General features: G+C 71.6%; 15 protein-coding genes. 3 read left to right on the forward strand and 12 right to left on the reverse strand.

The window, feature by feature from the left end; translation table 11 throughout:
- Positions 1–2: 2 nt before the first annotated feature.
- From AB0J64_RS41010 to AB0J64_RS41035, 6 genes are all read right to left on the reverse strand, one after another.
- The gene (locus AB0J64_RS41010; RefSeq protein ID WP_364040147.1) at positions 3–755 is read right to left on the reverse strand and encodes a methyltransferase domain-containing protein; all 753 of its coding nucleotides are present in this window, start codon (positions 753–755) and stop codon (positions 3–5) included.
- A 277-nt stretch (positions 756–1032) separates the two neighbouring features.
- Positions 1033–1371: an MmcQ/YjbR family DNA-binding protein gene (locus AB0J64_RS41015; RefSeq protein WP_364040150.1), complete on the reverse strand. Its 339-nt coding sequence runs from the start codon at positions 1369–1371 to the stop codon at positions 1033–1035.
- A gap of 202 nt (positions 1372–1573) precedes the next feature.
- Positions 1574–1984, reverse strand: a complete 411-nt coding sequence (gene nusB / locus AB0J64_RS41020) for a transcription antitermination factor NusB (protein WP_357728756.1) — start codon at positions 1982–1984, stop codon at positions 1574–1576.
- 1 nt (position 1985) lies between these two features.
- Positions 1986–2546 carry an elongation factor P gene (gene efp / locus AB0J64_RS41025; RefSeq protein ID WP_344985196.1) on the reverse strand — a complete coding sequence of 187 codons (561 nt, stop codon included), beginning with the start codon at positions 2544–2546 and terminating at the stop codon, positions 1986–1988.
- A gap of 26 nt (positions 2547–2572) precedes the next feature.
- Complete coding sequence (locus tag AB0J64_RS41030) at positions 2573–3610, reverse strand: aminopeptidase P family protein (protein WP_364040154.1); 1038 nt, start codon at positions 3608–3610, stop codon at positions 2573–2575.
- Between the two features lie 66 nt (positions 3611–3676).
- Positions 3677–5203: a serine/threonine-protein kinase gene (locus AB0J64_RS41035; protein WP_364040157.1), complete on the reverse strand. Its 1527-nt coding sequence runs from the start codon at positions 5201–5203 to the stop codon at positions 3677–3679.
- A 125-nt stretch (positions 5204–5328) separates the two neighbouring features.
- Between AB0J64_RS41035 and AB0J64_RS41040 the strand changes: the two genes are divergently transcribed.
- Positions 5329–5934, forward strand: coding sequence for a DUF2975 domain-containing protein (locus AB0J64_RS41040; RefSeq protein WP_364040160.1), 606 nt, complete (start codon positions 5329–5331; stop codon positions 5932–5934).
- A complete protein-coding gene (locus AB0J64_RS41045; RefSeq protein WP_364040163.1) occupies positions 5934–6143 on the forward strand; it encodes a helix-turn-helix transcriptional regulator in 210 nt (69 codons plus the stop codon). The genes AB0J64_RS41040 and AB0J64_RS41045 overlap by 1 nt, the downstream gene beginning before the upstream one ends.
- Before the next feature lie 19 nt (positions 6144–6162).
- Here the strand turns inward: AB0J64_RS41045 and AB0J64_RS41050 are convergent, their stop codons facing one another.
- Both AB0J64_RS41050 and AB0J64_RS41055 read right to left on the reverse strand, forming a co-directional pair.
- On the reverse strand, positions 6163–7446 hold the full coding sequence (locus tag AB0J64_RS41050) for a dicarboxylate/amino acid:cation symporter (RefSeq protein ID WP_364040166.1): 1284 nt from the start codon (positions 7444–7446) through the stop codon (positions 6163–6165).
- Positions 7447–7672: 226 nt separating this feature from the next.
- Positions 7673–8713 (reverse strand): LLM class F420-dependent oxidoreductase, encoded by a 1041-nt coding sequence (locus AB0J64_RS41055; protein WP_364040169.1) that lies wholly within the window; start codon positions 8711–8713, stop codon positions 7673–7675.
- Between the two features lie 94 nt (positions 8714–8807).
- Between AB0J64_RS41055 and AB0J64_RS41060 the strand changes: the two genes are divergently transcribed.
- Positions 8808–9695, forward strand: coding sequence for an endonuclease/exonuclease/phosphatase family protein (locus AB0J64_RS41060; RefSeq protein ID WP_364040172.1), 888 nt, complete (start codon positions 8808–8810; stop codon positions 9693–9695).
- On the opposite strand, the gene AB0J64_RS41065 is transcribed toward AB0J64_RS41060, so the two are convergent.
- Genes AB0J64_RS41065 through AB0J64_RS41080 form a run of 4 tightly spaced genes read right to left on the reverse strand, consistent with a single transcriptional unit; the run spans position 9681 to position 13296 of the window.
- A complete protein-coding gene (locus tag AB0J64_RS41065; protein ID WP_364040175.1) occupies positions 9681–10247 on the reverse strand; it encodes a nucleotidyltransferase family protein in 567 nt (188 codons plus the stop codon). The two genes, AB0J64_RS41060 and AB0J64_RS41065, sit on opposite strands and share 15 nt — an antisense overlap.
- On the reverse strand, positions 10244–11338 hold the full coding sequence (locus tag AB0J64_RS41070; RefSeq protein WP_364040178.1) for an XdhC/CoxI family protein: 1095 nt from the start codon (positions 11336–11338) through the stop codon (positions 10244–10246). The genes AB0J64_RS41065 and AB0J64_RS41070 overlap by 4 nt, the downstream gene beginning before the upstream one ends.
- Entirely contained in the window at positions 11331–12413 is a 1083-nt protein-coding gene (locus tag AB0J64_RS41075; protein ID WP_364040181.1) for a VWA domain-containing protein, read from the reverse strand. The genes AB0J64_RS41070 and AB0J64_RS41075 overlap by 8 nt, the downstream gene beginning before the upstream one ends.
- Complete coding sequence (locus AB0J64_RS41080) at positions 12406–13296, reverse strand: MoxR family ATPase (RefSeq protein WP_364040184.1); 891 nt, start codon at positions 13294–13296, stop codon at positions 12406–12408. Before AB0J64_RS41080 ends, AB0J64_RS41075 begins: the two co-directional genes overlap by 8 nt.
- Between the last annotated feature and the right edge of the window lie 28 nt (positions 13297–13324).

A 13324-nucleotide genomic window follows, 5' to 3' on the forward strand; every position in this document is an offset into this window, starting at 1 on the left:
TTCTAAAGCCTATGACCGAGCACGTGCAGCTGTGTGGCGATGTCTCTCAGCACGGGATGGGCGGCGGCGGCCTGTTCGAGCGCGACGAGCGCCTCCGCCGCGCCGGGCTCGCCGTCGACGAGCCTGCTCGGCACGAGGTCGGCGAAGACCCGGACGCCGTGGACGGCGCCCACGGAGAACCCGGTGGCGCTCAGCAGCTCGGCGAGCGCCTCCGCGGCGAAGCGCCTCGGAGTGGGATCGCGATCGCCCCACGTGCCGTCGGGATCGCCCAGCACGGCCCGCGCCTCGTCGAACTGGCCGGCCAGCGCCCGGTGGATGGCGCTGGCGACGGGGTTGGCGGCCAGCACGCTCACGGCGCCGCCCTTGCGCAGCACGCCCGCGACGGCGGCCAGCGCGCTGGTCGGATCTTCGACGTACTCGAGCACGCTGTGACACAGGACCAGGTCGGCGCTGTCACGGCTGAGCAGCTCGCCCAGGCCGTCGGCGTCGCCCTGCAGGGCGCGTACGCCCACGCCCTTCTCCTTGGCGCGGCGTTCGAGCGCGGCCAGCGAGTCGGGGCTCGGATCGACGACGGTGACGGTGTGGCCGAGCGCGGCCAGCGGCACGGCGAACCCCCCGGTGCCGCCTCCGGCGTCGACGATGTCGAGCGCATCGCGCCCGGTCGCCGCCGCCCGCTCGGTCAGCACGGACCGCAACGCGTCCCAGACGACGGCGGTCCGCACCGCCGGGGTCCTCGTGGCGCCTTCAGCACGCAACGTCGGCTCGCCTCCCTCTCCCCTCGCGACGCGGGGCCCGGCGCCCGGCCGTCGCGAACGTGCACCCCGCGAACTGCTTCTTCGCGGACGGGCCCAGCCTACGCGGTACGCCGGTCGCCTGCTTCCCGCCTGCCCACACCCGCGCCCGGCCGAACCCCCCGCCCGCCACCGCATGCGCTGACGGCGGGCCCGCCTCCCGAGCGCCGCGTGGCGACACGCCGCACACGACGCACAGGGCGCCCACAGACGGGGACGACGGACCCGGCGGGTCGAGGGGTCAGACGTCGTAGGCGGCCGCCAGCCGCTGCGGGGCCCGGAGCCGCCAGGCGTCGGTCAGCAGCTCGCCCAGCTCACCGGCGTCCACCGCCCCGAACCGCACCAGCACGGTGGCGGAACCGTCGTAGTGCGGCGTCGTGAAGAACGTGCCGGGTTCGGCCGCGATGAGCCCGGCCTTCTCCTCCTCGGAGCCCACCGGCAGCACCAGCACGCCGCCCTCGTCCCTGACCCGGGCGAACCATGTGCCGCGCACGTAGAAGGCGGGCGTGCCGTACATGGTCTTCTCAAGGGTCTCGGGCAGCGCCAGCGCGAGCCGGCGCACGTCGGCCTCGGTCACCATGCCCCTACGATACGCACCGCGGGAAGGGCGGAAAGGGGCGCGTCGCGGCTGGTGACGCGCCACTTGTCCGCCCGCTCCCGCGCCGGACGGCCAGGCACTCGCCGACCGGGGCGCCTGACCGCGTGACAGGACGTGTCCTGCGCGGAGCCGTGCAGGCCGGCGTGGTTGGAACCGTACCCCGAACACGCGCTCCTGACGGTGTCTAAAGGGTGAGGCTTGGCTTGAGCTGCTTGAAGCGGGCCAGCAGCCCGTTGACGAACTGCGGCGACTCGTCGGTGGACAGCTCCCCCGCCAGGTGCACCCACTCGCTGATCACCACGCCCTCGGGCACGCCGGGCATCCACAGCAGCTCGTACGTGCCGCCGCGCAGCAGGTTGCGGTCGACGGCGGGCATCCGGTCGAGGGTCCAGCCCTCGGCGTACGTGGTGATGAGCTCGTCGATGCGCGCGTGGTGCCTGGCGACGCCCTCGACGATGGTCGAGGTGTATTCGTTCACCGGGGGCTCCTGCCGCTCCACGCGTTCGGCGAGGATCTTCAGCGGATCCTCGCTGCGCAGCTCGGCCTCGAAGAGGATGTCAAGCGCCCGCCGGCGTGCTTTGCCGCGTGCCGACACCTCAGGCCCGGCCGAGGTATTCGCCGCTGCGGGTGTCGACCTTGACTTTCTCGCCGGTGGTGATGAAGAGCGGGACCTTGATCTCGGCGCCGGTCTCCAGCGTGGCGGGCTTGGTGCCGCCGGTGGAGCGGTCGCCCTGCAGGCCGGGCTCGGTGTTGGAGATGGTCAGCTCGACGGCGGCGGGCAGGTCGACGTAGAGGGCCGAGCCCTCGTTGAACGCGATCGTGGCCAGAGTGTTCTCCAGCATGTAGTTGGCGGCGGTGCCGACGGTGCCGCTGGGCACGTTGACCATGTCGTAGGTCTCGGTGTCCATGAACACGAAGTCGTCGCCGTCCTTGTACGAGTACTGCATCTCGCGCTTGTCGACGTTGGCCACATCGACCTTCACCCCGGCGTTGAAGGTCTTGTCGACGACCTTGCCCGACAGGACGTTCTTGAGCTTGGTGCGCACGAACGCGCCGCCCTTGCCCGGCTTGACGTGCTGGAACTCCACGACGGCCCACAGCTCACCGCCGTCGAGCTTCAGCACCATGCCGTTCTTGAGGTCGTTGGTCGTCGCCACTCGATCTTCTCCCGCGTGCGGCCGCTCTAAAGGGCGAGCAGCTCCTTTGTCGTCTTCGTGAAAAGTTCCGGCCCGCCCTCACGTGTCACGAGGGTGTCCTCGATGCGAACCCCACCCCGGCCCGGGAGGTAGACCCCAGGCTCGACGGTGATCGGAACTCGATCCTCTAGTCTACCGGTCCGCGAAGGGCCGAGGAACGGCTCCTCGTGGATCTCCAGGCCGACGCCGTGTCCCAGGCCGTGCCGGAAGTGGTCTCCGTGGCCCGCGTCCTCGATGACGGTACGGGCCGCGGCGTCCACGTCGCTGGCCCCGGCGCCGGGGGCGAGCGCGTGCCTGCCCGCCCTTTGCGCCTCGGCGACCAGGTCGTAGATCTCACGCTGCCAGCCGGCGGGCGCGCCCAGGCAGACCGTCCTGGTCATGTCGGCGTGGTAGCCCTGGTAGCGGGCGCCGAAGTCCATGGTGACCAGGTCGCCGGCGCGCAACTCCCTGCCGGTCGGCGCGTGGTGCGGGATCGCGCCGTTCTCGCCGGCGGCCACGATCGTGTCGAACGCGGGCTTGTCGGCCCCGAGCTCCGTCATGCGGTTGTCGAGGAGGCGGGCGAGGTCGCGTTCGGTGATCCCCGGGGCGATCTTCCCGGACACGTCGGCGAAGGCCTGGTCGGTGATCTGGCAGGCCGTACGGAGCAGCTCCAGCTCGCCGTCGTCCTTGACCGCCCGCAGCAGCTCCACCACCGGCTCCAGCGGCACCAGCCCCTTGTCCAGGCGCCGGTACGTGGCCACGCTCATCCACGCCGCCTCGATGCCGGCGCCGGGCTCCACCAGCTTCTCCGCCACGTCGTACGCCTCGACCGACGGGACGTCCAGCGCGCGGGCCGCCTCGATGTAGCGGTTGTCGGTCGCCAGCAGCGCCGTGCCGTCGGTCCTGACCAGGACGGCCGCGTTCGAGCTGGCCAGCCCCGTGAGGTAGCGGACGTTCACCGGGGAGGTGACGAGCAGGGCGTGGACCTCACGCGCGGGCAGCAGCTCGGCGAGGCGCGCGCGCCGCGCCACGTAGTCGAAGGTCATGGCGCCAATGTACGTGTTCCTGCCCTCGCGTCACTATCGCCTGCCTTGCCCCAGAGCGGCGGCCGGCTATTCGCCGGGGAGCCGCCAGTCCCGCAGGACGTTCGCCGCCGGCCCGGACGTTTCCATGTCGCCCTTCTGCTGAGCCCGCTGCAGGTCGTGATAGACACCGGCGATCTGTTTGATGCCCGGGTCGACGTGACCCTCGGTGAACTTCCTGGCCGCCTTCCTGATCTTCTCCCTGGCCTTGCCCGCGACCTCGGGGTTGATCCCGCCCATCGCCTGCTGGTCCGACAGCGCCTTGTCGAACTCCGACAGCCACTTGCCCCACCCGCCCCGCGGGACCGCGTCGCCCAGGGTGGCCTTGGGAGCGGCCGTCTCCTGCAGGGAGGTCGGCTCGGGCACCAGGGTGGTCACGAGGCCGGGCGACGGGTCGGAGGTGGGTGTCTCGATGGGCGTCTCGGTGGGCGGCGTGAACGTGGAGGGAGCGACAGTCGGGGTGGGCACGGCGACCGGCTCCTCCTTCCGCGAGCCCGCCCAGATCACCATGACCACGGTCACCATCGCGATGATCGCCACGGCGGCGCCGAGCTGGAGGAGGAGCTTGCGGTTGGAGCCGGGTCCGGGTTCGAGCTCGCCCGCCTGGTAGACGGCGGTGTCACCGGCCCGAGGGCCGCCGCTCTGCCCCACGGACTGGAAAACCTCGGTGGCCCCCTGCTCGTTGGGCGGCAGGCCGCCGTCGCGCAGGGAGGCGCCGGTCACGGGCATGGCCGGTGCGGCCGGGTTGGCACGCGGCCGGGCGATGCCCGCCAGGGCGCGCCTGATCGCCTCGCCGCTGGCGGGCCGCTTGGAGGGCTCCTCAGCGATCATGGCCAGCACGAGCCGGTCCAGCTCCGCCGGCACCTCGGCCCTGAACGCACTGGGCGGCGCGGGCTCACCCCCGCCACCGCCGGAAACGGGCCCGCCGTCATCAGCGGGGGTCTCACCAAAAGGCGGACGGCCGCAGAGCAGCTCGTAGCAGACACATCCGAGCGCGTACAGGTCCCCGGAGGCCGTGGCCTCCTGCCCCGCGACCCGCTCCGGCGCCACGTACCGGCTGGACGGCGGCACCCGGTCGTCCATCCCGAACCCGACGACCTTGAGCACCCCGCTCCCGGCCGACCGGAAGCTGTCCGGGTCGACCTGGCCGTGCACCACCCCGGCCCGGTGCGCCGCGTCGAGCCCGGCGGCCGCCTGCCCGATCAGGTCGCACACCTCGACGATCCCCAAGGAGCCCCGCGCGGCCAGCTCCTCGCCCAGGCTGAGCCCCGTGAGGAACTCCATCACCAGGAACGGCGCGCCCTCGTGCTCGCCGACGTCCAGCACCATGGCCACGTTCGGGTGGATCACCCTGGCCACGGCCTGGGCGTGCTGCCTGAGCACCTCACGCGTGGCGGCCCCCGCCGCCCTGGCGCCGAGCACCTTCACGGCCACGACCCAGTCGGCCCGCGTGTCGTACCCCCGCCAGACTTCGCCCATCGGCCCGCTGCCGATGCGCTCGTCAAGCCGGTAACGATCAGCGACCAAGGACGGCGCGCGCTCCGTCGAGTCGGACATATCCCCGCCAAACACTCGAACATCAGGATTTTCGACCAACCATAGGGCCCCACGACCCCCGCCGCCCCCTCATCCGCCCGCACGGCGGCTCGACATAACGAATATCGTTATTTACGATTATCGTTATGACAACACGATGGCTGATCCGACTCGAGATCCTGCTGACCTTTGGGCTCGTCCTGGCTTGCCTGGGCGCCGTGGCCGGTCTCGCCATGACCGCCGGGATGGCCTTCTTCGGCACGCCCACCGGGCTGGGCATCTCGCTGCGCGTGTTCGACGTGCCGGTCGAGGGAATGGCGGCGGCCGGCGCCGCCGTCAGCGACGCGACCGCCGAGGTGGTGGTCCGCCCGGAGGGCGCCGCACCGCTCGCCGCCCTGCTCTACCTGCTGCTGTGGGGTCCCGGCACGACGACGTGGCTGCTCTCTCTGCTCGCGCTCGTTCGCGCGCTGCGCAGGGCGAGGTCGGGCGACCGGGCGCTGTTCTCCGCCGTCACGGCCGGGCATCTGCGCCGGCTGGGCTGGATCCTGATCGTGGGTTCGGCCGTGTCGGCCGTGCTCGGCATGGTCGCGGAGGCCATGCTGTCCTCCAGGCTGGTGACCGAGAGCCACCCCTTCTACCCGCCGTCGAGCGCACTGCTCGGGAGCGTCGTGGCCGGGTTCGCCGCTCTGGGCGTGTCGGAGATCGTACGGCGGGGCCTGACCCTGCTCGAAGAGGTCGAGGCCACCATCTGATGGGTGAGCGCGTCATCAGGGTCCGGCTCGACGAGCTGCTCCAGGAGCGGGGCATGACGCTCACCGAGCTGTCGCACCGCGTGCAGATCACCGTGGTCAACCTGTCGATCATGAAGAACGGCCACGCCAAGGCGATCCGGTTCTCCACGCTGAGCCGTCTGTGCGACGCGCTCGGCTGCCAGCCGGGCGACCTGCTCACGTACGAGTGAGCGGGCCGCCCGGCGGCGATCAGGCAGCCGCGGGCTGCGCGGCCCCCGAAGGAGCGCTGTCGAGCGGCGAGGGCGGCGCGTTGAAGACGGCCTCGTCCAGGCGGCCCTCCGAGCGGGCCACCAGGACGGGCACCACCATCTGCCCGGTGACGTTGGTGGCGGTGCGGATCATGTCCAGGATCGGGTCGATGGCCAGGAGCAGGCCGACGCCCTCCAGGGGCAGCCCGAGCGTGCTGAGCGTGAGCGTCAGCATGACGATCGCGCCCGTCAGACCGGCCGTGGCGGCCGCGCCGACCACCGACACGAACGCGATCAGCAGGTAGTCGCCCACCCCGAGGTGGACGCCGAACACCTGGGCCACGAAGATCGCGGCCAGCGCCGGGTAGACGGAGGCGCACCCGTCCATCTTGGTGGTGGCGCCGAACGGCACGGCGAAGGAGGCGTAGTCGCGGTCCACGCCGTTGCGCTCGATGGTGACCCGCTGCGTCAGCGGCAGGGTGCCGACCGAGGAGCGGGAGACGAACGCCAGCTCGATCGCGGGCCAGGCGTTGCGGAAGAACTGGACGGGGTTGACCTTGCCCCACACCGCCAGCAGCGTCGGGTAGACGGCCAGCAGCACGATGAGGCAGCCGGCGTACACGCCGAGGCTGAGCTTGGCCAGCGGCGCCAGCAGTTCCCACCCGTACGTGGACACGGCCTTGCCGATCAGGCCCGCCGTGCCGATGGGGGCGAGGCGGATGACCCACCACAGCGCCTTCTGGACCAGCTCCAGGACGGAACGGGAGAGGTTCAGGAACGGCTCGGCCTTGTCACCGATCGCCAGGGCCGCCGCGCCGAGCACGATGCCCAGGAAGACGATCTGGAGGACGTTCACCTCGGTGAAGGACGTGACGATGTTCGTGGGGAGGATGCCGGTGACGAAGTCGAGCCAGGTGCCCGCGCCCTCGGTGTCGACGGCCTTGGCCGCGCCGGTGTCGAGGGTGACGCCCTGGCCGGGGTTGATCACCAGGCCGAGCCCGATCGCGAACGCCACGGAGACGAACGCGGTGACGAGGAACCACAGCAGCGTCTTGGTCGCGAGCCTGGCCGCGCCGTTGACGTTGCGCAGGTTGGCCACACTGACCAGCACGGCGGTGAAGACGAGGGGCGGGACGGCCAGCTTGAGCAGCTGGACGAAGATCTGACCGGCCTTCGTCAGCGTCTCGGCGAGCCAGGCCACGTCCCAGATCTTGGCGACGAAGCCCAGCGCGATGCCGGCCACGAGGCCGACCAGCAACTGCAGGGAGAAGGAGAATCTCTTCATGGGTGGGGAACTCCGGCAAATCACGGCATGCGGCGGCAAGCACAGTGCAGGGCATACCAAAGGGAGGGGGACGATCGTGGGCGTGTCGGTCAGCGACAGAGCGATCCGCGCAGCCGGCACAGATCAACGTGCAGCCGCTCGACCAGCCAGACGGACACCAGAGAGAACCTCACGAGCCGCTGCAACACCCACATGACCGGAGATATTCCCCATAAACGAAGTAGACTTACCTCACAATTTCCTTGATCGTCTCGATCAGCCGCACCCGGTCCTCGTGCGTCCCGGCGAGCGGGGTCACGTTGAGCGTGGTCACCCCCGACTCCTTGAGCGCCTGCACGCGGTCGCGCACGAACCCCTCGCTGCCGATCAGCGACATCTTCTCCAGCAGCTCGCCGGGCACCAGGGCGGCCGCCTCGTCCTTCTTACCCTCGAGGTAGAGGTCCTGGATCTGCTCGGCCTCCTTCTCGTAGCCGTAGCGCCTGGCCAGGTCGTTGTAGAAGTTCCTGCCCTTGGCGCCCATGCCGCCGATGTAGAGGGCCGCCATCGGCCGCCCGAACTCCAGCAGCCCGGCCACGTCGTCGCCGATCGCCAGGAACGCCTGCGCGATCACGTCCAGCTCGCCCAGCTCCGGATCACGCCTGGCCTTGCCGGCGGCCAGCGACGGGCCCCACACGTCGGCGGCCTTCTCGGGAACGTAGAAGATCGGCTCCCAGCCCTCGGCGAGCTCGGCGGTCAGCTCGACGTTCTTGGGGCCGATGGCGGCGACCACGATCGGGATGCGGGGCCGTACCGGATGGTTGATGAGCTTGAGCGGCTTGCCCAGGCCCGTCCCCTGCTCGGGCGGGAGCGGCAGCGTGTAGTGCCGGCCGTCGTGCTCCAGGCGCTCGCGCCGCCACACCTTGCGGCAGATCTCGATGATCTCCCTGGTACGCCCGAGCGGCGCGGCGTACGGCACCCCGTGGAACCCCTCGATCACCTGCGGCCCGGAGGCGCCGATGCCGAGCGTGAAGCGCCCGTCGGAGACGTAGTCCATGCCCGCGGCCGTCATGGCCAGGAGCGTCGGTGTGCGGGAGTAGATCGGCAGGATGCCCGAGGCGATCTCCAGCCGCTCGGTCCTGGCCGCGATGTAGCCCATCTGGCTGACGGCGTCGAACGAGTACGCCTCGGCCACGAACACGATGTCGAGCCCGGCCTTCTCGTAGTCGGCCAGCTCGGCCACCGCCTCCTTGAAGCCGCCCGAGTACTTGAGTGCCATTCCGATGCGCATGCCGGGCTCCCGCTGAAACCGAATGATATTCCGTTGCGACGCGACCAGGCTATCGCGTCGGCATGCCGGGTGGTGAGCCACTAGCCTGGATCAGGTGCTGAGTCGGCTCGTCATCGTCGTGAGCGCCGTGGTTGCCCTGGCCCTGGCGGGGCATCAGCTGATCCCGGCACTCGGCGGGTTCACGCCCGTCATGGAGAGCCTGCTGCCCTGGCTGGGGCTGACCGTTCCGCTGCTGCTCATGGCGGCCGCGTTGGCACGTTCCCGGGCCGCCGCCCTCACGGCGCTGCTGCCGGGGGTGGTGTGGGCGGTGATGTTCGGTTCCACGCTCTTGCGCACGCCGCCGGGCGGCCCGAGCGACCTGGCCGTCGGCACGGTCAACGTGGGCGTGACCAACAACGCCTCCGGAGAGGCCGTGCGCATGATCGCCAAGGATCTCGACCTGCTGGCCGCCCAGGAGCTGACCAGCGGCGGGCCGGCGGCCAAGCAGCTCAACAAAATGTTCAAGTACCACTACCCGGTCAGCACGGTCGGCCTGTGGAGCCGCTATCCGATCAGCGACACCAAGCCGCTCGACGTCGGCCTGGGCTGGCCCCGGGCCCTGCGCGCGGTGGTCACCACCCCCAAGGGCAAGGTGACCGTCTACGTCATGCACCTGGCCTCGGCCCGGCCGGGGGCCACCACCTCGCGCGACGCCTCGCTCGCGCACGCGCGCGAGCTCATCGACGCCGACCCCAGCAAGCGCATCCTGCTGCTCGGCGACCTCAACACCGCCACCACCGACCGGGGCATGCGGGGGCTGACGCCGCCGCTGACCGACGCGCAGACCGCGGCGGGCGACGGGTTCGGGTTCACCTGGCCGTCGGAGTTCCCTGTCACGCGGCCTGACCACATCCTGTTCAAGGGCATGACGGCGACCAAGGCGGGCGTCGCCCCGGCCACCGGCAGCGACCACCGGGCCGCCATCGCCTCACTGCGGCTCTAGCAGCCTCAGGTCCCCCGGCGTGTCGATGTCGGCGGGGTCTCCGTGCTCGTCGCAGGGCACCTCGGTGACCAGCTCGGGATGGGCCTTCATGAACGGCCTGGCCCCGACGTCCCCGACGGCCAGCTCCGTCACCCCGGCGAAGTGCTCGCGGGCGATCAGCACCGGGTTCCTGCGCCTGCCTCCGTAGGTGGCGACCGCCAGGCCGGCGCCCGAGCCGATCAGGGCGCGTACCGCGCCGGGACGGATGAGCGGCTGGTCCACGAGGGCGACCACCACCGACTCGGCCTCCTCCGGCAGCGCGGCGAGCCCGACCCGCAGGGACGAGCCCATGCCGGAGGCCCAGTCAGGGTTGCGCACGGTCACCGCGCCGCGCACCTGCACCGTGGCCGCGCCGAGCACGACCACGACGGGGTGGCAGCCGCCCTCCTCCAGCAGCCGCACGCCCCGGTCGACCAGCCGCTCGCCCGCGTACTCGACCAGCGCCTTCGGCGTGCCCAGCCGGGCGCCCTGGCCCGCGGCCAGCAGCAGCCCGGCGACCCTGTCGCCTCTCACAGGGCCGCCTCGTGGTGGATGCGCCCCCGCGTGCTGGACAGCGGGCGCCCGGAGCCGCCCCAGCGGAGCTGGATCAGCTCGGCGGCGATCGACACGGCGGTCTCCTCCGGGGTGCGCGCGCCGAGATCGAGCCCGATCGGCGAGCGCAGCCCGGCCAGCTCGGCCTCGGTGAGCCCGCACTCGCGCAGCCGGGCGAGCCGGTCGTCGTGGGTGCGGCGCGAGCCCATCGCGCCCACGTACCCGGCCTTGGTCCGCAGCGCCACCTCCAGCAGCGGCACGTCGAACTTGGGGTCATGGGTGAGCACGCAGATCACCGTGCGCTCGTCCACCTGCACCGACGACAGGTAGTCGTGGGGCCACTTGACCACGACCTCGTCGGCGTCGGGGAAGCGCTTGGGAGTGGCGAAGACCGGGCGGGCGTCGCAGACCGTCACGTGATAGCCGAGGAACTTGCCCACCTTGGCCACGGCCGCCGCGAAGTCGATGGCCCCGAAGACCAGCATGCGCGGCGGCGGCGCGAACGACTGGACGAACACCGCCAGGTCGTCCAGCCGCCGCTCGCCCTGGCCGCCGTAGCGCCTGATGCCGGTCAGCCCCTGGGCGAGCATGCCGCGCGCGTCGTCGTCCACGGCCTCGTCGAGGCGCTCGAGGCCGAGGGTGCCGGAGAAGCGGTCCGGCCAGACGACCCGGCGGGCGCCGATCCGGCCGGGGCCGGAGACGACGGTGGCCACGGCGACCGGCTGGTGCGCCTCCACGGCCGCGGAGATCTCCCCCAGCTCGGGGAACGTCTCGATCGAGACGGGCTCGACGAGGATGTCGATGATGCCGCCGCAGGTGAGCCCGACGGCGAACGCGTCGTCGTCGCTCACGCCGTACCGCTGCAGGACGGGCCGGTCGATCTCGGCGGCCAGCTCGAACACGGCGCCCTCGACGCAGCCGCCGGACACGCTGCCGACCACCTCGTCGCCGCGGACCGCCATGGCCGCGCCCGGCGGCCTGGGCGCGCTGCTGAACGTGCTCACCACGGTCGCCAGCCCGAACCGGAGACCGGACCGCCACCACTTCATGATCTCCGGCAGCACGTCACGCATGGGCCAGCCTTTCGCTGAGTTGCTCGAAGGCGGCCAGGCTGTGCCCGGCCACCAGGTCGTCGATGTGCGGGAGGGCGGCGCGCATGCCACCGGTGAGCGGCTGGTAGTCCTCATACCCCTTGTGCGGGTTGACCCAGATCACCCGGTACGCCTGCCTGGCCAGTCTGGCCATCTGCGCTCCCAGCAGCGCCGGATCGCCGCGTTCCCACCCGTCCGAGGCGATCACGGCTATCGCCCCTCTCGCGCTGTAACGGGACAGGTATTGCCGGAGTTCCTCCCCCAGCCGGGTCCCGCCGCTCCAGTCGGGGATGGCCTTGGAGACCTCGTTCAGCGCGGTGCCGGGGTCGCGGTGACGCAGCTCGGCGGTGATCGGGGTGAGCCGGGTGCCGACCGAGTAGACCCTGGTGGCCCTGGGCTCGCTCCTTACCAGCGCGTGGGCGAAGCGCAGCAGGGTCTCGGCGTACGGGGCCATCGAACCGCTGACGTCCACGAACAGCACGACCGTGCGCGGGCGGGTGGTGTGCCTCTTGCGCCGGAGCCTGGCGACGTCGCCCTTCCTGAGCGCGTCGCGGATGGTGCGGCGCGGGTCGAGCACGCCCCGGCGCGCGCCCTCGAAGCGGCGCGAGAGCCGCCGGGCCCGCGCGGTCCTCAGCATGGCCAGCATCCTGTGCACCTCGGCCCGCTCGGCCTCGGTCAGCCGGGCCACGTCGCGGTGCCGCAGCACCTCGGCCCGGCTCGCCGTCGCGGGCGCCGCCGTCCCGTCGTCGCCGCCCTCCCCTTCCGGCTCGGCCGCCAGGTGCCTGGTGACGCTGGTCGTGCCCGTACGGGTGCCCCGTTTGAGCAGCGCCGCCTTCCGGCCGCCGAAGTACGCGGCGAAGCACCGGTCGTACCTGGGCAGGTCGTCGGGCGTGGCGCAGAGGGTGAGCCGCCCGGCCCAGTAGACCTCGCCAGGGTCGGCCACGTCGAGGTGGTCGAGCGCTCTGAGCATGTTTCCCGTCCGCTCGTGATCGGCCCCGACCCCGGCCGCCCGGAGCGTCCTGGCGAACCCGGTCACGGTGGCGACCAGCTCATCCATGGGAGAGCAGCCCGTTGCCGAGCACGCTCGCGACGTCCTCGCGGTACTTCAGCGCCGCCCCCAGAGTGGCCGCGGCCAGCCCCGGATCGAGCTCCTTGGCGCCGAGCGTCAGCAGCGCCTCGGTCCAGTCGAGCGTCTCGGCCACGCCGGGCGGCTTGACCAGGTCCGCCTGCCGCAGCCGCTCGGCCGCCCGCGCCACCTGCGCGGCCAGCGTCTCGGTGCAGTCGGGCAGCCGCCGCAGCAGGATGGCGACCTCGCGGTCGAAGCTCGGGTGCTCCAGCCAGTGGTAGAGGCAGCGCCGCTTGAGCGCGTCGTGCACCTCGCGTGTCCTGTTGGAGGTCACCACGACCACGGGCGGCGTCGTGGCCCTGACCGTGCCCAGCTCGGGGATCGAGATCGTGAAGTCGGAGAGCACCTCGAGGAGGAACGCCTCGAACTCGTCGTCGGCCCGGTCGATCTCGTCCACCAGCAGCACGCTCGGCTGCGTCTCGACGGCCTTCAGCAGGGGGCGCGCGATCAGGAACCTGCGGTCATAGATCTCGCCCTCCAGCCGGCTCACGTCGGTGATCCCGGCGGCCTCGGCGGCTTTGAGGTGGAGGAGCTGGCGGGCGAAGTCCCAGTCGTACAGGGCCTGGGCCGCGTCCAGCCCCTCGTAGCACTGGAGTCTGATGAGCGGCGCGTCGAGCAGCGTGGCGAGCGTCTTGGCCAGCTCCGTCTTGCCGACCCCCGCCTCGCCTTCGAGGAAGAGCGGGCGGCCCATCTTCAGCGCCAGGAAGACGGCCGTGGCCAGCCCCTCGTCGGCCAGGTAGGCGTGCCGGTCGAGCAGCTCGACGAGCTTGTCCGGCGACTCGATGTCCCTTGCCCTGATTGTCGGCCGCAGCACCCCTTCAGCCTACGTTCTCGCGCAGGAC

The organism is Nonomuraea sp. NPDC049695 (genome assembly GCF_040674955.1).
Classification (GTDB): Bacteria; Actinomycetota; Actinomycetes; order Streptosporangiales; family Streptosporangiaceae; genus Nonomuraea; species Nonomuraea helvata.

Bases quoted from the DNA above. Each gene is read 5' to 3' on its own strand.
- AB0J64_RS41045 (WP_364040163.1), top strand. From the start codon at position 5,934: ATGGGTGAGCGCGTCATCAGGGTCCGGCTCGACGAGCTGCTCCAGGAG.
- AB0J64_RS41015 (WP_364040150.1), bottom strand. From the start codon at position 1,371: ATGGTGACCGAGGCCGACGTGCGCCGGCTCGCGCTGGCGCTGCCCGAG.
- AB0J64_RS41070 (WP_364040178.1), bottom strand. From the start codon at position 11,338: ATGCGTGACGTGCTGCCGGAGATCATGAAGTGGTGGCGGTCCGGTCTC.
- AB0J64_RS41055 (WP_364040169.1), bottom strand. From the start codon at position 8,713: ATGCGCATCGGAATGGCACTCAAGTACTCGGGCGGCTTCAAGGAGGCG.
- AB0J64_RS41075 (WP_364040181.1), bottom strand. From the start codon at position 12,413: ATGGATGAGCTGGTCGCCACCGTGACCGGGTTCGCCAGGACGCTCCGG.
- AB0J64_RS41030 (WP_364040154.1), bottom strand. From the start codon at position 3,610: ATGACCTTCGACTACGTGGCGCGGCGCGCGCGCCTCGCCGAGCTGCTG.
- AB0J64_RS41040 (WP_364040160.1), top strand. From the start codon at position 5,329: ATGACAACACGATGGCTGATCCGACTCGAGATCCTGCTGACCTTTGGG.
- AB0J64_RS41035 (WP_364040157.1), bottom strand. From the start codon at position 5,203: ATGTCCGACTCGACGGAGCGCGCGCCGTCCTTGGTCGCTGATCGTTAC.
- AB0J64_RS41050 (WP_364040166.1), bottom strand. From the start codon at position 7,446: ATGAAGAGATTCTCCTTCTCCCTGCAGTTGCTGGTCGGCCTCGTGGCC.